17 protein-coding genes are annotated in these 18475 nt (G+C 67.4%); 15 read left to right on the top strand and 2 right to left on the bottom strand.

What is annotated here, in order from left to right:
* Positions 1 to 65: 65 nt before the first annotated feature.
* From ACVOKU_RS14250 to ACVOKU_RS14240, 3 genes are all read left to right on the top strand, one after another.
* Positions 66 to 1994, top strand: a complete 1929-nt coding sequence (locus tag ACVOKU_RS14250; RefSeq protein WP_111186200.1) for a M1 family metallopeptidase — start codon at positions 66 to 68, stop codon at positions 1992 to 1994.
* A gap of 91 nt (positions 1995 to 2085) precedes the next feature.
* Positions 2086 to 2817, top strand: coding sequence for a hypothetical protein (locus ACVOKU_RS14245; protein WP_481560238.1), 732 nt, complete (start codon positions 2086 to 2088; stop codon positions 2815 to 2817).
* Entirely contained in the window at positions 2817 to 3437 is a 621-nt protein-coding gene (locus ACVOKU_RS14240) for an HAD family hydrolase (RefSeq protein WP_481560275.1), read from the top strand. Before ACVOKU_RS14245 ends, ACVOKU_RS14240 begins: the two co-directional genes overlap by 1 nt.
* Positions 3438 to 3568: 131 nt before the next feature.
* Here the strand turns inward: ACVOKU_RS14240 and ACVOKU_RS14235 are convergent, their stop codons facing one another.
* Positions 3569 to 4507: a carbohydrate kinase family protein gene (locus tag ACVOKU_RS14235; RefSeq protein WP_128989981.1), complete on the bottom strand. Its 939-nt coding sequence runs from the start codon at positions 4505 to 4507 to the stop codon at positions 3569 to 3571.
* A 283-nt stretch (positions 4508 to 4790) separates the two neighbouring features.
* Between ACVOKU_RS14235 and ACVOKU_RS14230 the strand changes: the two genes are divergently transcribed.
* From ACVOKU_RS14230 to ACVOKU_RS14190, 9 genes are all read left to right on the top strand, one after another.
* Entirely contained in the window at positions 4791 to 5837 is a 1047-nt protein-coding gene (locus ACVOKU_RS14230; protein ID WP_005411077.1) for a rod shape-determining protein, read from the top strand.
* 121 nt (positions 5838 to 5958) lie between these two features.
* The gene (mreC, locus tag ACVOKU_RS14225; RefSeq protein WP_481560237.1) at positions 5959 to 7026 is read left to right on the top strand and encodes a rod shape-determining protein MreC; all 1068 of its coding nucleotides are present in this window, start codon (positions 5959 to 5961) and stop codon (positions 7024 to 7026) included.
* Positions 7023 to 7508, top strand: a complete 486-nt coding sequence (gene mreD, locus ACVOKU_RS14220) for a rod shape-determining protein MreD (RefSeq protein WP_053519639.1) — start codon at positions 7023 to 7025, stop codon at positions 7506 to 7508. The genes mreC and mreD overlap by 4 nt, the downstream gene beginning before the upstream one ends.
* 3 nt (positions 7509 to 7511) lie before the next feature.
* Positions 7512 to 9590 carry a penicillin-binding protein 2 gene (gene mrdA, locus ACVOKU_RS14215; RefSeq protein ID WP_481560236.1) on the top strand — a complete coding sequence of 693 codons (2079 nt, stop codon included), beginning with the start codon at positions 7512 to 7514 and terminating at the stop codon, positions 9588 to 9590.
* Positions 9587 to 10699 (top strand): rod shape-determining protein RodA, encoded by a 1113-nt coding sequence (rodA, locus tag ACVOKU_RS14210; protein ID WP_481560235.1) that lies wholly within the window; start codon positions 9587 to 9589, stop codon positions 10697 to 10699. The genes mrdA and rodA overlap by 4 nt, the downstream gene beginning before the upstream one ends.
* Positions 10700 to 10804: 105 nt before the next feature.
* The gene (locus tag ACVOKU_RS14205) at positions 10805 to 10993 is read left to right on the top strand and encodes a hypothetical protein (protein WP_481560234.1); all 189 of its coding nucleotides are present in this window, start codon (positions 10805 to 10807) and stop codon (positions 10991 to 10993) included.
* 234 nt (positions 10994 to 11227) lie between these two features.
* The gene (mltB, locus tag ACVOKU_RS14200; protein WP_053519636.1) at positions 11228 to 12373 is read left to right on the top strand and encodes a lytic murein transglycosylase B; all 1146 of its coding nucleotides are present in this window, start codon (positions 11228 to 11230) and stop codon (positions 12371 to 12373) included.
* On the top strand, positions 12370 to 13632 hold the full coding sequence (locus tag ACVOKU_RS14195) for a septal ring lytic transglycosylase RlpA family protein (protein WP_481560233.1): 1263 nt from the start codon (positions 12370 to 12372) through the stop codon (positions 13630 to 13632). The genes mltB and ACVOKU_RS14195 overlap by 4 nt, the downstream gene beginning before the upstream one ends.
* A gap of 98 nt (positions 13633 to 13730) precedes the next feature.
* Positions 13731 to 14948, top strand: coding sequence for a D-alanyl-D-alanine carboxypeptidase family protein (locus ACVOKU_RS14190; protein ID WP_481560232.1), 1218 nt, complete (start codon positions 13731 to 13733; stop codon positions 14946 to 14948).
* Between the two features lie 95 nt (positions 14949 to 15043).
* On the opposite strand, the gene ACVOKU_RS14185 is transcribed toward ACVOKU_RS14190, so the two are convergent.
* Positions 15044 to 16102, bottom strand: coding sequence for a lipid A deacylase LpxR family protein (locus tag ACVOKU_RS14185; RefSeq protein WP_481560231.1), 1059 nt, complete (start codon positions 16100 to 16102; stop codon positions 15044 to 15046).
* A 274-nt stretch (positions 16103 to 16376) separates the two neighbouring features.
* Between ACVOKU_RS14185 and ACVOKU_RS14180 the strand changes: the two genes are divergently transcribed.
* Genes ACVOKU_RS14180 through lipA form a run of 3 tightly spaced genes read left to right on the top strand, consistent with a single transcriptional unit; the run spans position 16377 to position 18382 of the window.
* Complete coding sequence (locus ACVOKU_RS14180) at positions 16377 to 16655, top strand: YbeD family protein (protein WP_053519645.1); 279 nt, start codon at positions 16377 to 16379, stop codon at positions 16653 to 16655.
* A complete protein-coding gene (gene lipB, locus ACVOKU_RS14175) occupies positions 16643 to 17353 on the top strand; it encodes a lipoyl(octanoyl) transferase LipB (protein ID WP_053519632.1) in 711 nt (236 codons plus the stop codon). Before ACVOKU_RS14180 ends, lipB begins: the two co-directional genes overlap by 13 nt.
* A gap of 18 nt (positions 17354 to 17371) precedes the next feature.
* A complete protein-coding gene (gene lipA, locus ACVOKU_RS14170) occupies positions 17372 to 18382 on the top strand; it encodes a lipoyl synthase (protein ID WP_346475747.1) in 1011 nt (336 codons plus the stop codon).
* Positions 18383 to 18475: the final 93 nt, after the last annotated feature.

Here is an 18475-nt window from a genome sequence, read left to right as displayed (position 1 = left end):
CGCAACGCCTGCGGGGCCGGAGGGAGGTACCATTGGGGTTTGCTCCCCCGTAACGGTCCCGATTCATGCGCAATCCGCTGATGCTCCTTCCGTTGGCCGTGGCCCTGGCCGCCGGCTGCTCCCAGGAGGCGGCCGCGCCCGCCGCCGCCCCGACTGCCGAAAAGGCCCCCGCCGCTCCCGTGAACGCCGAGAACCGCAGCCACGACGAAAGCTCGTACGCCGAGCCGGACAAGGTCGTCATCAAGGACATCGCGCTGGACCTGAAGCTGGACTTCGACCAGAAGCAGATCGGCGGTACCGCGACCTACACCCTGGAATGGAAGCAGAAGGACGCCACGCAGCTGGTGCTCGACACCCGCGAACTGACCGTGTCCAAGGTTGAAGCCGTTGCCGCTGACGGCGCGCGCAGCCCGCTGAAGTTCGAGCTGGCGGCGGCCGACAAGGTGTTCGGCAGCAAGCTGACCATCGAGGCCCCGCAGCAGCCGGCCAAGGTCGAGGTGACCTACCACACCGCGCCGACCGCCTCGGGCCTGCAGTGGCTGGCGCCCTCGATGACCGAAGGCAAGAAGCTGCCCTTCATGTTCAGCCAGTCGCAGGCCATCCATGCCCGTTCCTGGGTGCCGCTGCAGGACACCCCGAGCGTGCGCTTCACCTACAGCGCGCACGTGGTCTCGCGCCCGGACGTGATGGTGCTGATGAGCGCCGACAACGACCCCAAGGCCGCGCGTGATGGTGACTACACCTTCAAGATGCCGCAGCCGATCCCGTCCTACCTGCTGGCGATCGCCGCCGGCGATCTGGTGTTCGAGCCGATCTCCGGCCGCTCCGGCGTCTGGGCCGAACCGACCATGGTCGGCAAGGCGGCCAAGGAATTCGAGGACACCGAGAAGATGATCGGTGCCGCCGAGAAGCTGTACGGCGAGTACCGCTGGGGCCGTTACGACATGCTGGTGCTGCCGCCGTCGTTCCCGTTCGGCGGCATGGAGAACCCGCGCCTGACCTTCGCCACCCCGACCGTGATCGTCGGCGACAAGTCGCTGGTGTCGCTGGTCGCCCACGAACTGGCGCACAGCTGGTCGGGCAACCTGGTGACCAACGCGAGCTGGAAGGATATCTGGCTCAACGAGGGCTTCACCACCTACGTCCAGGGCCGCATCACCGAAGCGCTGTACGGCAAGGAGATGGCCGAAATGGAGCGGCAGATCGACCAGACCGATCTGCTGGCGGAAGTGAAGGACATGAGCCCCGCCGACCAGGCGCTGGCGCTGCCGCCGCTGAACGAGCGTGACCCCGATGAAGCCCTGAGCCAGGTGGCTTACGTCAAGGGTTCCTGGTTCCTGGAGTTCCTGGAACAGCGCTTCGGCCGCGAGACCTTCGATCCGTTCCTGCGCGGCTGGTTCGATGACCACGCCTTCCAGAGCGCGAATACCGACCAGTTCGTCGAGTACCTGAAGAAGAACCTGCTGCCGAAGAACCCGTCGGCAGTGACGGAAGCCGAACTGAAGGCATGGCTGGACGAGCCGGGCATCCCGGCGTTTGCGGCCAAGGCGCAGTCGCGCAACTTCAGCAGCGTCGATACCGCGCGCATCGCCTTCACCAGCGCCGGCACCGTGCCCAGCAGCCAGGTCATCGCTGACTGGAGCACCCAGGAGTGGGTGCGCTTCATCGACGGCCTGGGCACGACCCAGCCGCTGGACACGCTGGCCACGCTGGACAAGGCCTTCCACTTCACGGGCACGCCGAATGGCGAGATCGCCATGCGCTGGTATCCGCTGGCCATCCGCAGCGGCTACGAGCCGGCCAATGAGGCCGCGGCGGCATTCATCGAGCGTGTCGGCCGTCGCAAGCTGATCCTGCCGATCTACGCCGAACTGGTGAAAACGCCGAAGGGGCTGGAGTTGGCCAAGCAGGCCTTCGAGAAGGCCAAGCCGGGCTACCATCCGATCACCACTGCCTCGGTGCAGGACATGCTGGCCAAGGCCGAAGCCAAGTAAGAACAAGCGCCGGGCACTGCCCGGCGCTTTTTTGTAGAGTCGAGCCATGCTCGACTTTGCAAGCATGCGAAAAACACGAAGGACCTCTGCCATGAAACGACTGATCCTGCTCACCGCCTGCACCCTGGCCCTGGCCGCCTGCAGCAATCCCGAAGAAGAGCGCAAGGCGCAGGAGGCCGCTGCTGCTGCCGTGCAGGCCCAGAAGGAAGCCAAGGCCGAGGACGTGGCCAGGCAGTACGACATGGCCGTCGCCGCGCAGGACTGGGAGCGCGCGCGACTGCATGGCGCCGCGCTGCTGGATGAGTACAAGGACACGGCCGCCGCCGAGCGCATCGCCGCAGGCTTCGACGAGGTCAAGGCCAAGGGCGATGCCGCGCGCGACCTGCGCCGCATGCAGGCGCTGTGGCAGTACAACCAGATACCGGTCGGCAACAAGGGCACCCAGGTGTCGGCGCAGATCTACAGCAAGGAGCGGGTGGACGTGGATGGCAGTGGCGCCAAGCCGGTGCAGCTGGTGTTCCGCGATCATCCGGAGTGGAAGCGGCACGCCTACCTGGTGCTGCAGGCGGGCGATTTCCGCTGCCCGAAGTGCACGGTGAAGGTGACCGTGGACGACGGCAAGCCGGTGTCGATGGCCGCCTGGCGGCCGCAGACCGATGAGGCGATTGCGCTGTTCATCACCGATCAGAAGGCGCTGTGGAAGCTGGCCCGCAAGGGCAGGTCGATCAGCATCGAGTTCCCGGTCAAGGCCGGCGGCACCCGCACGGCGGTGTTCGAGACCGGTGGCGTCGACGCCAGCCGCATGCCGTCGTGGTGGCAGTGATGCCGGGCGCGGCCACGGCCGCGCAGGCGCTGCCCGCGATCCGGCACTGGGTGTTCGACATGGACGGCACGCTGACTGTGGCCGTGCATGATTTCGCCGCGATCCGCCGTGCGCTGCAGATCGCGGCCGAGGAGGACATCCTCGACCATATCGCGGCGCTGCCAGACGCGCCGGCGCAGGCCAAGCGCGCGTGGTTGCTGGATCATGAGCGCGCGCTGGCCGAGGACGCGCTGCCCGCGCCGGGCGCGGTGACGCTGCTGCGCGCGCTGGCGGCCGCCGGGTGCCGGCTGGGCATCCTGACCCGCAACGACCATGCGCTGGCGAAGCTGACGCTGGAGGCGATCGGGGTCGGGGCGTTGTTCGACGACGCCGACATCGTCGGCCGTGATGAAGCGGTGCCCAAGCCCTCGCCGGATGGCCTGCAGCAGCACCTGCGGCGCTGGGGCGTTGCAGCGACGGAGGCGGTGATGGTGGGCGACCACGCCTACGACCTGGAGTGCGGCCGTGCCGCAGGCACGCACACCGTGCTGGTCAATCTGCCGGAGAACCCATGGCCTGGCCGGGCCGACTGGCATTTCGCCGATTGCCGCGCGCTGTTGGCGGCCTGGCAGGGCGCATGACCGTGTAGAGCCGAGCCCATGCTCGGCTGCTCTGCGGTCAGATCGCGCTGGCGTGCGCAAGCCGAGCATGGGCTCGGCTCTACAGAGAGCAGGCAACGTGTCGGTCGGACGTTCCGGTAGTGCCGGCAGGCTTACGCGTTCAGCGCGTAACCAAACTGCTGCTTGAACTGCTCGTTGAACTCATCGAAGGTGAAGCGCTGGTTCTGGGTGCCCGGGTGCTCGACCTTCAGTGCGCCCATCAGGTTGCCCATGCGGCCGATGGTCAGCCAGTCGTAGCCTTTCTGGATGCCGTAGATCAGGCCGGCGCGGAAGGCATCGCCGCAGCCCGTCGGATCGACCACACGGCGCTCGTGCGCCGGCGGGATGTCGTAGCTCTTGTCCGGCGTGTGGATGACCGCGCCCTTCGGGCCGCGGGTGGTGATGTAGGCCTGCACGCGGCTGACGATTTCCTTTTCGTCCCAGCCGGTGCGTTCCTGCAGCAGGTTCGACTCGTAGTCGTTGACCACCACGTAGTCGGCCTGCTCGATGAACTGGCGCAGCTCCGGGCCGTTGAACAGCGGCATGGCCTGGCCCGGGTCGAAGATGAACGGGATGCCGTCCTCGTGGAACTCCAGCGCGTTCTGGATCATGCCTTCGCGGCCGTCCGGGCCGACCAGGCCCAGGGTCACGCCCGGCACGCCACGCACGTGGTTCTCGTAGGAACGCATCATCGCGCCCGGGTGGAAGGCGGTGATCTGGTTGTTGTCGTGGTCGGTGGTGATGAAGGCCTGCGGGGTGAACAGCTCATCGATCACGCGCACGCGCGACAGGTCGATGCCCAGGCCATCGAAGTACTCGCGGTACGGGCCGAAGTCCGAGCCGACCGTGCCCATCGGGATCGGGTGGCCGCCCAGCAGATGCAGGTTGTAGGCGATGTTGCCGGCGCAGCCGCCGAACTCGCGGCGCATCCGCGGGACCAGGAACGACACGTTCAGGATGTGCACCTTGTCCGGCAGGATGTGATTCTTGAACTGGTCCGGAAACACCATGATGGTGTCGAAGGCAAGAGAACCACAGATCAGAGCGGACATCGATGTAAGCCTATGCGGTGAATTTTGGGGTGGGCCTGCCCGCTTCGACGGGCAAGCAAACGGCGCCCTTGGGCGCCCGACGGCGCAAAGGTTACCCGCTGGTGCCGCTCAGGGCCAGAAGCGGGTGATGCCGGATCAGGCCCAAAGCCTGTGAAGACGCGGGTTCAGCTGGATTTTTCCTTGCTCGGCGGCAGGCGGGTTGCTAGGCTTGTCGGCCTCGATTTCTGCCCATTTTTTCGCCATCCCGCGGCGGGCACGACACCCCTCAGGACTCCTTCCTCAGATGTTCAAGAAACTCCGTGGCATGTTCTCCAATGACCTGTCCATCGACCTGGGCACGGCCAACACCCTCATCTACGTGCGCGGGCAGGGGATCGTGCTGAACGAGCCGTCGGTCGTGGCCGTGCGCCAGGACCGTGCCATCGGTGGCACCCGCTCGGTGGCAGCCGTCGGCGCCGAGGCCAAGCAGATGCTGGGCCGTACCCCGGGCCACATCACCACCATCCGCCCGATGAAGGATGGCGTCATCGCCGACTTCACCTATACCGAGGCGATGCTCAAGCACTTCATCAAGAAGGTGCACAAGTCCCGCGTGCTGCGCCCGAGTCCGCGCGTGCTGGTCTGTGTGCCGGCCGGCTCGACCCAGGTCGAGCGTCGTGCGATCAAGGAATCGGCCGAGGAAGCCGGTGCCCGTGACGTGTACCTGATCGAAGAGCCGATGGCCGCTGCGATCGGCGCCGGCATGCCGGTCACCGAAGCCCGTGGCTCGATGGTCATCGATATCGGCGGTGGCACCACCGAAGTGGCGGTCATCTCCCTCAACGGCATCGTCTATTCGGCCTCCGTCCGCATCGGTGGCGACCGCTTCGACGAGTCGATCACCAACTACGTGCGCCGCAACCACGGCATGCTGATCGGTGAAGCCACGGCCGAGCGCATCAAGGTGGAGCTGGGCTGTGCCTACCCGCAGGCAGAGGTGCAGGAGCTGGAGATTTCCGGCCGCAACCTCGCCGAGGGCGTGCCGAAGATGATCAAGATCAGCTCCAACGAAGTGCTCGAAGCCCTGCACGAACCGCTGTCGGGCATCGTCAGCGCGGTCAAGCTGGCCCTGGAGCAGACGCCGCCGGAACTGTGCGCCGACGTCGCCGAGCGCGGCATCGTGCTGACCGGTGGTGGCGCCCTGCTGCGCGACCTGGATCGCCTGATCTCCGAGGAGACCGGCCTGCACGTGCAGGTGGCCGACGATCCGCTGACCTGCGTGGCCCGCGGCGGTGGTCGTGCGCTGGAGCTGGTCGACATGCACGGCAACGAGTTCTTTGCGCCGGAATAAGCCGTCCCGGCCGTTCCTGCCCGCAGCGCCCCTCCGGGGTGCGGCCCGTCGCGTTGGCGGGCCGGCACCGGCGGGGCGTCCGCGTGTTTCCCCTCCGCCTTCTGCCAGTTGAATCGTTGCCGTGCCGCCCTACGCCGGTCCTCCCGTTGCTTCCCGATCCGGTGATGCCGCCAGCCCGCTGCGGCTGCTGGCCTATCTCGCGCTGGCCATCACCCTGATCGTCCTCGACGACCAGGCCGGCTGGCTGGCGCGCCTGCGCGAACAGGCCAACACCCTGGTGCAGCCGGTCTGGGCCCTGGCAGGCCTGCCGGGCAAGCTGGGCAGCCAGGTCAAGGACAACGCGGCCAGCCACAGCCAGCTGGTCAGCGAGAACCGCGAGCTGCGCAACCAACTGCTGCTGGCCAACGCCCGCCTGACCCGTCTGCAGACCGCTGCGCTGGACAATGCCCAGCTGCGCGAACTGTTGAACGTGGCCGAGCGCAGCGGCCTGGACGTGCAGTTGGCGCCGATCCTCGATATCGACCTGGACCCGGTGAAACAGCGTCTGGTGCTCGACGCAGGCAGCCGCGAGGGAGTGCATGTCGGCCAGGCGGTGATCGACGCCGGTGGGCTGATGGGCCAAGTGATCAGCGTTACCGGCGGCACCTCCACCGTGCTGCTGCTGACCGACCCCGACCATGCCGTGCCGGTGACCGTGGCCCGCAACGGTGTCCGCCTGATCGTCTACGGTCGCGGCGATACGCTGGAACTGCGCGACATCCCGCTCAGTGCCGGGGTGGAAGTGGGCGATGAGATCGTCACCTCCGGTCTCGGTGGCCGTTTCCCGGCCGGTTTCCCGGTCGGCACCATCACCGCGCTGCGCCCGGATGACACCCATGCCTTCCTGGTCGGTGAGCTGAAGCCGGCCGCACAGCTCGACCGCGGCCGCGATGTGCTGCTGCTGCGCCCGGGCGCAGCGATCCGCATCCCGCCGGAAGTACGCCTGCAGCTGGAGGACACCGCGCCGGGCGGGCCAGCCAATGCCGCAGCCGTGCCGGTCCCGGCACCGCCGGCAGCAGCACCGTCAACAACTCCGGCAGACACCCGAGCCGGGCAGCCGTCGGCACCGGCCGTCACTCCGGCGTCTTCGTCCGCCCCGGATCCGCAGCCGGCAGCCGCACCGGCCGCCGCCGCAGAGGTCCAGCGATGAGCCGCCTGCGCGACAATCCCTGGGTGCTGCCGGCCAGTCTGGTGGTGGCCCTGCTGCTGGGCCTGCTGCCGTTGCCGGCCCTGCTACAGCCGCTGCGCCCGTACTGGCTGGCGCTGGTGCTGGCGTACTGGGTGATCGAAACGCCCGAGCGCGTTGGTCTCGGCATCGCATTCGCCAGTGGCGTGGTCGCCGACCTGCTGTATGGCGGGGTGCTGGGTGAACAAGCGCTGCGCCTGGTGATGCTGGCCTTCATCCTGCAGCGCTTCCGCGCCCGCATCCGCTTCTTCCCGATGTCCCAGCAGATGCTCGCCATTGGTGGCCTGCTGTTCAACGACCGCATCGTCAGCGCGCTGGTGCACATCGTGGTGGATGAGCCGACGCTGCCGTGGTCGTACTGGTGGGCGCCGCTGCTGGGCATGGGCCTGTGGCCGCTGGTGTTCGTGCTGCTGGACGCGGTGCGTTTCGGCAAACGCGGGCGTTGAGCCATGATTCCGCGCCGCCAGGTCAAGAACCCGCACGCCGAAGCCGAGCAGTTCCGCCGTCGTGCGGCGCTGGGTTTCCTGGGGGTGCTGGTCTGCCTGCTCGGGCTGGGCGGCTGGTACTTCAAGCTGCAGGTGCTGGACCACGACATCTACGCCACCCGTTCGGAAGCCAACCGCATCAAGCCGCGGCCGGTGGTGCCGGGGCGCGGCATGATCTACGACCGCAACGGCCGCCTGCTGGCCGAGAACGTGCCGGCTTTCCGCCTGGACGTGACCCCGGACAAGGTCAAGGACATGGATGCCACGCTGGAAGGACTGGCAAAGATCATCGAGATCAGTCCGGAAGAGCTGGAGGCGTTCAACAAGTCGCGCAAGGCGCGCCGGAAGTTCCTGCCGGTCACGCTCAAGCTGCGCATGACCGACGATGAGATGGCACGCTTCGCCGTCGATCGCTGGCGCTTCCCGGGTGTCGAGCTGGAGCCCTACCTGACCCGTCGTTATCCGTACGGCGATCTGTTCGCGCACATCATCGGCTACGTCGGTCGTGTCGATGACAAGGATCTGGAGATCCTTGGCGAGGGCAATGCCGCGTTGACCCACATCGGCAAGTCGGGCCTGGAGCGCTATTACGAGCAGCAGCTGCGCGGCAAGGTCGGCTACGAGCAGGTTGAGACCAACGTGCAGGGCCGTGCGATCCGCACCATCGGCCGCGTTGCCGCGCAGTCCGGTGTCGACCTGCGCCTGTCGATCGACGCCGACCTGCAGCGGGCGATGGTTGCCGCCTTCGGCGACCAGGAAGGCTCGGCGGTCGCGATGGACCCGCGCACGGGCGAGGTCCTGGCGATGGTCAGCCTGCCGTCGTACGACCCGAACCTGTTCGTCAACGGCATCTCCCACGCCGACTTCAAAGCGTTGAACGACAATCCGTCGCGCCCGCAGTTCAACCGCCTTGTACTGGGCGGCGTGGCCCCCGGCTCGACGCTCAAGCCGCTGATCGCACTGGCCGGTCTGGACGCCGGTGTGCGCCGCCCGGAAGACAAGATCCTGTCCACCGGCATGTTCTACCTGCCCGGCACCAGCCGCGGCTGGGGCGATGCCAACCGTGGCGGCCATGGCTGGACCGACCTGCGCAAGTCGATCTCAAATTCGGTCAATACCTATTACTACCGGCTGGCACTGGATCTGGGCATCGAGCGTTTCGACCATTACATGGACTATTACGGTTTCGGCCAGCCGACCGGCATCGACCTGACCGGCGAGATCGGCGGCATCCTGCCGTCACCGGCGTACAAGCGGAAGACCCGCAAGGAAGCGTGGTACCCCGGCGATACGGTCAACATCAGCATCGGCCAGGGCGACTGGAAGGTCACCCCGCTGCAGCTGGCGCGGGGCGTCAGCGGTCTGGCCAGCGGGCAGCTGCGCACGCCGCACCTGGTCATCCAGCAGCGCGAAGGGTTCGACAGCGAGTGGACCGGGGTGCCGGCACGCGACAGCAAGCCGGTCAGCCCCAATCCGAACAACGTGCAGGCCGTGCGCGAAGGCATGATGGCGACCATGCAGCCCGGCGGCAGCGGCTGGCGGGTGGCGGCCGGGGCGCCGTACGTGATGGCCGGCAAGACCGGCACCGCGCAGGTGGTCAGCCGCCGTGGCACGGCAGCGGTGAATCCCAAGAGCCTGCCGATGCACCTGCGCCACCGTGCGCTGTTCGTCGGCTTCGCGCCGGCCGATCAGCCGGTGATCGCACTGGCGATCGCGGTGGAAGGCGGTGGTTACGGCGGCTCGGCAGCTGCGCCGATCGCACGCAAGGTGTTCGATGCCTGGCTGCTGGGCAAGATGCCCGATGGCATCCAGCCGCTGGACAGCGAACGCGGCACCACCGCCATCGGTGCGACCGCTTTCGACAACGAGGACGTGGGCGCCCGCCAGGCGGGGGATGCTGCCGCCGCACAGGTCGGTGAGCATCCGGTGCTGATCGGCGCTGCGGTCCCGCAGCCCCAGCCGCAGCCGGGAACACCCGCTGCGCCGGCACCGGCACTGCCTGTCGCGCCGCGTCCACCGGCGGCTGCGGAGGCGACGCGATGAAGGCCTTCCTGCGATGGGCCGGGGACATGCTGCGGCGCTTCTTCAGCACGCTGGACTGGGTGCTGTGCCTTGCCCTGGGCGCGCTGATGATGATCGGCCTGGCCACGCTGAAGAGTGCAGGCGGCGACAGCCTGGTGATGGCGCAGGGCGCCCGCTTCGCCGTGGGCATGGCTGCGCTGTGGGCCATCTCGCGGGTACCGATCCTGCGCATCCGTTCGGCGACGCCGATGATCTACGCGATCTCGATGATCCCGTTGCTGGCGGTGTTCGTGCTCGGTACCGGCAAATACGGCCGGCAATGGCTGGACCTGAAGTTCTTCTACCTGCAGCCGGCTGAACTGCTGAAGGTGAGCCTGCCGATGATGGTGGCCTGGTACCTGCACCGGGTGCCCTTGCCACCACGCATCAATACGGTGCTGGTGTCGCTGGTCATCATCGGCGTGCCGACCGGTCTGGTGATGCTGCAGCCGGACTTCGGCACGGGCGTGCTGATCGCCGCCAGCGGCGTGTTCGTGCTGCTGCTGGCCGGGTTGCCATGGTGGTGGGTGGGGCTGGGCGTGGGCGGCGTGGCCGCGGTTGCGCCGGTGGCCTGGTTCTGGCTGCTGCGGCCCTACCAGAAGGACCGCATCATGATGTTCCTCGACCCGGAAATGGATGCACTGGGCGCGGGCTGGAACATCATCCAGTCGAAGATCGCGATCGGTTCCGGCGGGTTCGACGGCAAGGGCTGGGGCGAAGGCTCGCAGTCGCACCTGAACTTCATTCCCGAGCAGACCACCGACTTTGCGTTCTCGGTGTTGAGCGAGGAATTCGGCTGGATCGGCGTGGCCGTCGTGCTGGCGCTGTACCTGGTGGTGATCGGGCGCTGCCTGTGGATTGCCAGCCAGTCGCGCGACTCCTATTCGCGGCTGCTGGCCGGTGCCACCGGCCTGGCGTTCTTTGTCTACGTGCTGGTCAATGGCGGAATGATCTCGGGTCTGTTGCCGGTGGTGGGCGTGCCGATGCCGTTGATCAGCTATGGCGGTACGTCGGCCGTCTCGCTGCTGGCCAGCTTCGGGCTGGTGATGGCGGTGCGCAGCCATAATCCCGTGCACGGCGGCTACGGCTAGTACCTCCGGGAGCGCGCGGCCGGTGCGGGTTGCGGCACGTCTGCGGTTTCGCGCAAGGCGGCGGCCCTCCAATGCTTGCGCAAGGCCCTTCATGGAAGCGTTCCCATGAAGACGCGCAACAGCAGGTCCGCCGACCAAAGCCCTAAAAAAACGTTATCTGGTTCACACTTTTACACTGCGTTGATTTTGATCAATGGACTTGTCGTAAACGGCCTGCACAATGGCGGCCCGTTCGGCACGGCGCGCCGTCTATCGTTGCAGCGCGAGGGGGCGTCGGGCGGGAAGCAGTACTGATCCAACGGATACAGGCGCGCGGGGCACTGCCACTGGGGAGCGGCAGCCGCGCGCGTATCGACCGGATCCGGTCGCCGGTTGCGTCTGCGGGGATGGGGACGCAACCGGCAACCTCTCAACTGAATGCGATGGAACGCTCACATCGTTTTCACAATTTCGACTGCTTGCAAGCAAATCGTTGTGATTCATGGTGTTAGGGGTTTTAATTCATCCATGACCTGCTAACCTGCGACGATGATTCGACGCACTCTGGCCTGCATGCTTACCCTCGGCCTGGTCGCCTGCGCGACCCAGCCGACATCTCCACCGTCTTCACCGCAGGCCAGCAGCACGCCGCGCCATCCGGCCAGCAAGCCCAAGGGACCGGCCGAGGCCGCGCCGGAAGCCACCGCCGCCACCGCGCCGCCGGTCGATCTCACGCCGGTTCCGTTCGAGACCGCGCGCGCCACCTTCATCGCCGATACCGCCAAGCGTTACGGACTCCAGCCTGACGAGATCCGTCGCGTGCTCGACCAGGCGCAGGTGCGCCAGCCGATCATCGCCGCGATGTCGCGCCCGGCCGAGCGGGTGAAACCCTGGAACGAATACCGGCCGATGTTCATCAGCAAGGCGCGCATCGAGGGGGGCCGTGCCTTCCTCGCCGAACACCGCGCCGAGCTGGATCGCGTGCAGCAGCGCACCGGTGTTCCGGCCGAGGTGATCGTGGCGATCATCGGCGTGGAAACCAGCTATGGCAGAAATGCCGGCAATCACCGCGTGCTCGATGCGTTGTACACGCTGGCCTTCTACTACCCGCGCAGCGGCGATCCTGAGAAGCTGGAACGCGAGGTGCGCCGCGAGCTGTTCTTCCGTGATGAACTGGCCAAGCTGTTTGAACTGGGCCGCGAGGAGAAACTCGACATCACCACGCTCAAGGGCAGCTATGCCGGTGCGATGGGCATGGGGCAGTTCATGCCGTCCAGCTACCTGGACTATGCCGTGGATGGCAACGGCGACGGTCGCCGTGACCTGTTCAACAGCTACGACGACGTGTTCTCCTCCATTGCCAACTACTTCGTGAAGAAGGGAGGCTGGGTCCGGGGCGGGCAGGTGGCCGTGCCGGCGACACTCGCTCCGGGGCGCGAGGAATTCAATCCGACCGAGTGGGCACCGACCTGGTCGCTGGCCGATCTGGCCCAGCGTGGCTATCAGCCTGCCGCACCGGTACAGCCGGGTGCGACGGCCACTCCGGTTACCCTCGAGGGCAGCACCGGCAAGCAGTACTGGCTGGGCTTCCAGAACTACTACGCGATCACCCGCTACAACCTCTCGAAGATGTATGCGATGGCCGTGTTCCAGTTGTCGCAGGCCATTGCCGGACAGGAGCTGCCCCCGGCATGAACATCAGATGGCTGGTCCCTGGATTGATCGTCCTCGCGCTGGCCGCCTGCAGCAGCGCGCCGAAGAAGCCGGCCACCGCCGGCCACGGTGGAACGCCTTCCGGTACGGTGGTGCAGGGCAGGGGCACGCGCCCGGCGCATTGTCCGGAGGGATCGCCCTATGCGGCAGCCAAGGAAGACCCGAACACGCGGGGCAACTACACCGCCGGCGGCCTGTACCGGCCGGGCGTGAAAGACAGCACGCCGACCTACATTCCGAACGTGGCCTGCATTCCCGAGCCGGAAGTGACGGCTGAAACCCGCTCGGCCATCGGCAACAAATCGCCGTACGTGGTGCTGGGCAAGTCGTACAAGGTGCTCGACGATACCCGCGATTATGTCGAGCGCGGTACGGCGTCTTACTACGGCGCCAAGTTCCATGGCCGCCTGACCTCGAACCGGGAGGTCTACGACATGTACCAGTTCACCGCTGCGCACAAGACGCTGCCGCTGCCCAGCTTCGCCCGCGTGACCAATCTGGACAACGGCGAGTCGGTGATCGTGCGGGTCAATGACCGGGGCCCGTTCCACGATGGCCGCGTGGTCGATCTGAGCTATGCCGCTGCGGTACGCCTGGGCATCACCCAGCGCGGAACCGGCAACGTGGAGGTGCGCGCGCTGCAGCCGGGTGAGGGCAATCTGCTGGCGCAGAAGCCGTCGCGCCGCGAGCGCCGGGCCGCCGAAGCCGCCGCCGCTGCCGGTGCGGCGACGACGATGGCCAGTGCTGCCGCCACGCGCCCGGCGGCCGACAGTGACATCGACCGCCTGGTCAAACGCCTGCCTGCCGATGCGGCGCCGACCCGGGGCCAGCCGGCCACCACGCAGGCGGTGGTCAGCACGCTGCCGGACGTGGCGGTCAGCAGCCTGCCGCCGAGTGCAGTGGCCGTCCGCACTGCGGCACCTGCCGCCGCGCCGGCGAGGGTCGCCGCCACGGCGCCGCGCGCTTCGGCGGCACCGGCCAGCAGCCCCACGCTGTCGCAGCAGGTGGTGGGTGCGGTGATGGTGCAGGTGGCCAGCTTCTCCAACCGCGACAATGCCAATCGTGCGATGGGCCAGCTCAATGCGGCCGGCATCGTCGGCGCGACCATCAGCGACATCGCCGCCGGTGGCCGCACGCTCTTCCGTCTGCGCGTACCCGCCAGCGACCATGCCAGTGCCGCGGAACTTGTCGGCCGCATCGCCGGTCTGGGCCTTGGATCGCCGCAGATCGTCAAGGATTGATCCCGCCCGGGTCGGTGCTGCCGGCCCGGGCCACCCCGGCCTACAATGGCCATTCTGTTCCCCCTCCATTCCCGGCCGTCCCTGGAGCCCGCTGTCCAATGAATTTCCGTTCCGCCGCCACCGCCCTGGCCGCCACCCTGGTGGTGGGCCTGGCTTCTGCCCAGACGCCGCTGCCGACCCCGGCCGCACCTGCACCTGCCGCCGCTGCGGCTCCGGCCACCGTGGCCACGCCACCGGCCCCGGTGCCGAGTGTGTCCAAGGCCTGGATCCTGATGGACTACGCCACCGGCCAGGTGCTGGCGGGCGAGAACATCCACGAGCAGCTGGCGCCGGCCAGCATCACCAAGGTGATGACCTCCTACGTGATCGCCGCCGAGGTCAAGAACGGCAAGGTCCGAGCGGATGACCAGGTGATGATGAGCGAGCGCGCCTGGCGCGAAGGCGGTGCGGGTACCGACGGCAGCTACAGCGGCTTCCCGGTGAACCAGACCGCGCGCCTGGAAGACATGGAAAAGGGCATGGCCATCCAGTCCGGCAACGATGCCGCGATCGCTCTGGCCGAGCACGTGGCGGGCAGCGAGGAAGCCTTCGCCTCGCTGATGAACAGCTACGCCGCCAAGATCGGCATGAAGAACTCGCACTTCGTCAACGCCCACGGCCTGACCGCCCCGGGCCACCACAGCACCGCCTATGACCTGGCGCTGCTGGGCCGGGCGATGGTGCGTGATTACCCGGAAACCTACGCGTACAACAAGATCAAGGAATTCCAGGTCGGCAACATCAAGCAGCCCAACCGCAACCTGCTGTTGTGGCGCGACGGCAGTGTCGATGGCATCAAGACCGGGCACACCTCCGAGGCCGGCTACTGCCTGATGAGTTCGGCGCAGCGCGGCGACCAGCGCCTGATCGCGGTGGTGCTGGGCGGCGCCTCCGAGAAGCAGCGCGCCGATGACAGCCTGGCGCTGTTGAACTGGGGCTTCCGCTTCTTCGAAACGCACCGCCTGTATGAGCCGGGCAAGGCCGTCGCCGAGCACAAGGTGTGGAAGGGCACCAGTGACAAGGTGCAGCTGGGCGTGGCCCAGCCGATGCTGGTCAGCGTGCCGCGTGGCCGCTACAACGACCTGAAGCCGAGCATCGATGTGCCCAAGACCCTGGAAGCGCCGTTCACGGCCGGCCAGCAGATCGGCACGGTGAAGGTGAGCCTGGACGGCAAGGTGGTGGCCGAAGCGCCGCTGGTGGCGGTGGCTGCCGTCGAGCAGGCCGGTTTCTTCAAGCGCCTGTGGGACAGCTTCTGGATGTGGTGGGAATCGGAATGATCCGCGGCGCCATGCGCTGACGTGAAAAGGAAACGGCCGGCGCATGCCGGCCTTTTCCGTTGCACCCGGCGTGCGGACCGGGCGTCCGCACTGTGCTAGAGCGAGCGGCTGATGGTGAAGCTGCCGAACACCGGCGCCTCGCGCTGGCCATTGAACTCGCGGGTGCTGTGGTAGCGCGTCGCTGCGAACTTCCAGCGCCCGCGCATCACCGCGATTCCGTAGCCGCCGTAGGCCACGATGTGGCGCTTGTCGACGCTGTGGCTGTTGCGGAAGGTGTTGCCATCCAGGGTGATGTCGCGGATCACCCAGGCAGCATCGCTGGTGGCGAACAGGTGCCATGACCAGCCGCTCGGCCTGCCACCGCGGGTCGGCGCGGTGTTCTCGCCGGCAGGACGCAGCGGCGTGCTGCCGAAGTCATCCGGCAGTTTCCAGCCGAAGCGCACCTCGCCACCGATGTTGGCCTTGGTCGCCAGGTTGCCGACCGAGCCGCCGTAGTGGCTGATCGCGTCCCAGCCCCAGCCGCCCGCGTTGACGCTGGCATCGCCCGGCCAACGCCGCATCCGCTCATGGGTCAGCATCAACAGTGGCTCGTTGTGCAGCTGGTTGTCCCAGCCCTGGAATTTCTCGTCGCCCAGCACCTCATGCACGGCGTTCTGCACCTGCTTGCCCTGGGCCCACGGACCGACAACGCCCAGCGTCAGCTGGGTGGTCTGCAGTCGATCACCACTGCGCGCGTTGTAGCCGAAGCTGGCGATCAGCACGCCCGCGTAGGGGCGGTCATCCTTGATCAGGTCCTTCCGGGTGAAGTCGGTCGGGGTGAAGATGCCTTGGGCGATGCTGAAGATCATGTTCTGCTGTTCGAACCGGCCCGGGTGCAGGCGCTCCAGATAGCCGTTGACCCAGCGCGCCAGCCGCGGCAGGCAGGGATCGTCGGTGTAATCGACGAGGTTCGGTGATACGAAGGTCAGTTCGGCCCCGTTGGTATACCCCTGGTCCTGGTGGCGGCCGCCGAACAGGTCGTTGTCAACGCGGAAATTGATCTGCGGTGGGTGCTCGCGCATCGCATCGGGGCCGCATTGTTCGGCGGCCTGCGCGGCAAGGGGGAGGGCGGCGGCCAGCAGGCCGGACAGCCCGAGGGCTGCGACGCTACGCATGGATGGAATGCTCATGGGGAAAGGGGTGGTCGTCTGTCGTTGTATGCAACGACACGGTACCCCGGCCCGCGTGACGGTACGAGCGCGTCCCGGTCACTTGTCTGTTCCGAAAACGACATTGTCTCGTGGCGACAACCGGCGCCGGGGGCCTGTCGCGCCCCGCGCGGCAGGATGCTGAATGGGAATTCAGGTGCAACGCAGCGACCTGCCGGTGTCCGTGTCGGCCTGGATGAATACTCTTGGGTTTGTTGCCCTGCGGCCCGATAATGGGTCCATGGAAATCAAGTCCGACAACCCCGACCACGGCTTCCAGTTCCCCGGCCAGTTCGAGCTCAGCGCCATGGGCCCGGCCAACCGCGGCCTGGAGCATGAGCTTCCCCGACTGCTGCAGGCCGAAGGCCTCGACGTCGTGAACGAGCGCATCAGCTGGAAGCATTCGTCCAATGGCAAGTACGTGTCGGTCCGGCTGGTGTTCAAGGCCGAGACCCGCGAACAGTACGACGCCGCCCATCGGGCGCTGCGCGATCACCCGGAAGTGAAGTGGACGCTGTAGCCGACAGCTGCCCGGCCGACGCCGCTCCGGAAAACCGCCCGCCGCGTCCGGCGCTGGTGCGCGACCTTGGCCGCCAGGCCTATGAGCCGGTCTGGCGGGCGATGCAGCGCTTCACCGATCAGCGCGCTGACGAGACGACCGACGAGCTGTGGGTGGTCGAACACGATCCGGTGTTCACCCTCGGCCAGGCCGGCAAGGACGAGCATGTGCTGGCGCCGGGGGCGATCCCGGTGCTGCACGTGGACCGCGGCGGCCAGGTCACCTACCACGGGCCGGGGCAGATCGTGATCTACCCGCTGCTGCGCCTGCCGCGCCTGGGCATCGGCGTGCGCGACTACGTGTGCCGCATCGAGCAGGCCATCATCGATACGCTGGCTGAATGGAACATCGGTGCCGAACGCCGCGAAGGCGCCCCGGGCGTCTACGTTGGCAATGCCAAGATTGCCGCACTGGGTATCCGCGTGCGCCGTGGCTGCACCTTCCACGGCCTGGCCTTCAACGTGGCCATGGATCTGGAACCCTTCCACCGCATCAACCCCTGTGGTTACCAGGGGCTGCAGGTGACCTCGGTGGTAGACTTGGGCGGGCCGTCCGGGATGGATGCCGTCAAGACGGTGCTGCTGGAACAGCTGGCCCGCCAGTTCGGCCTGCGGCTGCAGCACGTGCCCGAACTGCCTGATCTCTCTGCGGCCGCGTGACCGCTCCCCGGAACTGCCATGACTGAAACCACTGCCCGCACCATTCCCCTGCAGATCGTGCAGGGCGACCTTCCGACCGCCGCGCCGTTGCAGGCCGGCGTCAAGCAGCTGGGCGGGGACAAGATCAACCGTTCGCCGGTTCAGTTCGCCGATGCGCCGGTGCTGCGCAAGCCTTCCTGGATCCGCGTGCGCATTCCTTCGGGCAACGCGGTCCAGAACCTGAAGGCCAAGCTGCGCGAGAACCGCCTGGTGACGGTCTGCGAGGAAGCCAGCTGCCCGAACATCCATGAGTGCTTCGGCCACGGTACGGCGACCTTCATGATCCTGGGCGAGGTCTGCACCCGCCGCTGCTCGTTCTGCGACGTCGCCCACGGCCGGCCGAAGCCGCCGGATGCCAACGAGCCGGCCAGCCTCGGCCAGACGGTGGCCGACATGGGCCTGAAGTATGTGGTGGTGACCAGTGTCGACCGCGATGACCTGCGCGACGGCGGTGCCCAGCACTTCGTCGACTGCATCACCGCCATCCGTGAGAAGTCGCCGGGTACCCGCATCGAAGTGCTGACCCCGGACTTCCGCGGCAAGGGCCGTATGGAGCGCGCGCTGGACATCCTCGCGCAGAACCCGCCGGACGTGTTCAACCACAACATCGAGACCGTGCCGGACCTGTACCGCAACGTGCGCCCGGGCGCGGACTACCAGTGGTCGCTGACGCTGCTGAAGAACTTCAAGGCCCAGCACCCGCAGGTGCCGACCAAGAGCGGCATCATGCTGGGTCTGGGCGAGGACTTCGAGCAGATCAAGGCGACGATGCGTGACCTGCGTGCCCACGACGTGGACATGATCACCATCGGCCAGTACCTGCAGCCGACCGCGCACCACCACCCGGTGCTGAAGTACTGGACGCCCGAGGATTACAAGGCGCTGGAAGACTACGGCTATGAGCTGGGCTTCAGCCACGTCGCCTCCGGCCCGATGGTGCGCTCCTCGTACCACGCCGACGTGCAGGCCAAGGGCGCCGGCGTTTCCTGACCGGTAGCGCCGGGGGGAGGGCGGGGGGGGGGGTGGGCCGGCGCCGACCGGGCGGGGGCGGGGGGCGCCCCTTGGGGGGGGAGAAGCCCCGAG

The organism is Stenotrophomonas sp. STEN147 (genome assembly GCF_056757995.1).
The sequence above is the reverse complement of the archived record's forward strand: the minus strand, read 5'-3'. Positions and strand labels throughout refer to the sequence as shown.

What these genes read in the sequence shown, in the direction of transcription:
- ACVOKU_RS14250 (WP_111186200.1), top strand. Translation starts at nt 66, where the DNA reads ATGCGCAATCCGCTGATGCTCCTTCCGTTGGCCGTGGCCCTGGCCGCC.
- ACVOKU_RS14195 (WP_481560233.1), top strand. Translation starts at nt 12,370, where the DNA reads ATGAACATCAGATGGCTGGTCCCTGGATTGATCGTCCTCGCGCTGGCC.
- lipA (WP_346475747.1), top strand. Translation starts at nt 17,372, where the DNA reads ATGACTGAAACCACTGCCCGCACCATTCCCCTGCAGATCGTGCAGGGC.
- rodA (WP_481560235.1), top strand. Translation starts at nt 9,587, where the DNA reads ATGAAGGCCTTCCTGCGATGGGCCGGGGACATGCTGCGGCGCTTCTTC.
- ACVOKU_RS14180 (WP_053519645.1), top strand. Translation starts at nt 16,377, where the DNA reads ATGGAAATCAAGTCCGACAACCCCGACCACGGCTTCCAGTTCCCCGGC.
- ACVOKU_RS14205 (WP_481560234.1), top strand. Translation starts at nt 10,805, where the DNA reads ATGAAGACGCGCAACAGCAGGTCCGCCGACCAAAGCCCTAAAAAAACG.
- mreD (WP_053519639.1), top strand. Translation starts at nt 7,023, where the DNA reads ATGAGCCGCCTGCGCGACAATCCCTGGGTGCTGCCGGCCAGTCTGGTG.
- ACVOKU_RS14245 (WP_481560238.1), top strand. Translation starts at nt 2,086, where the DNA reads ATGAAACGACTGATCCTGCTCACCGCCTGCACCCTGGCCCTGGCCGCC.
- mltB (WP_053519636.1), top strand. Translation starts at nt 11,228, where the DNA reads ATGATTCGACGCACTCTGGCCTGCATGCTTACCCTCGGCCTGGTCGCC.
- ACVOKU_RS14230 (WP_005411077.1), top strand. Translation starts at nt 4,791, where the DNA reads ATGTTCAAGAAACTCCGTGGCATGTTCTCCAATGACCTGTCCATCGAC.
- ACVOKU_RS14190 (WP_481560232.1), top strand. Translation starts at nt 13,731, where the DNA reads ATGAATTTCCGTTCCGCCGCCACCGCCCTGGCCGCCACCCTGGTGGTG.
- ACVOKU_RS14185 (WP_481560231.1), bottom strand. Translation starts at nt 16,102, where the DNA reads ATGCGTAGCGTCGCAGCCCTCGGGCTGTCCGGCCTGCTGGCCGCCGCC.
- ACVOKU_RS14240 (WP_481560275.1), top strand. Translation starts at nt 2,817, where the DNA reads ATGCCGGGCGCGGCCACGGCCGCGCAGGCGCTGCCCGCGATCCGGCAC.
- mrdA (WP_481560236.1), top strand. Translation starts at nt 7,512, where the DNA reads ATGATTCCGCGCCGCCAGGTCAAGAACCCGCACGCCGAAGCCGAGCAG.
- ACVOKU_RS14235 (WP_128989981.1), bottom strand. Translation starts at nt 4,507, where the DNA reads ATGTCCGCTCTGATCTGTGGTTCTCTTGCCTTCGACACCATCATGGTG.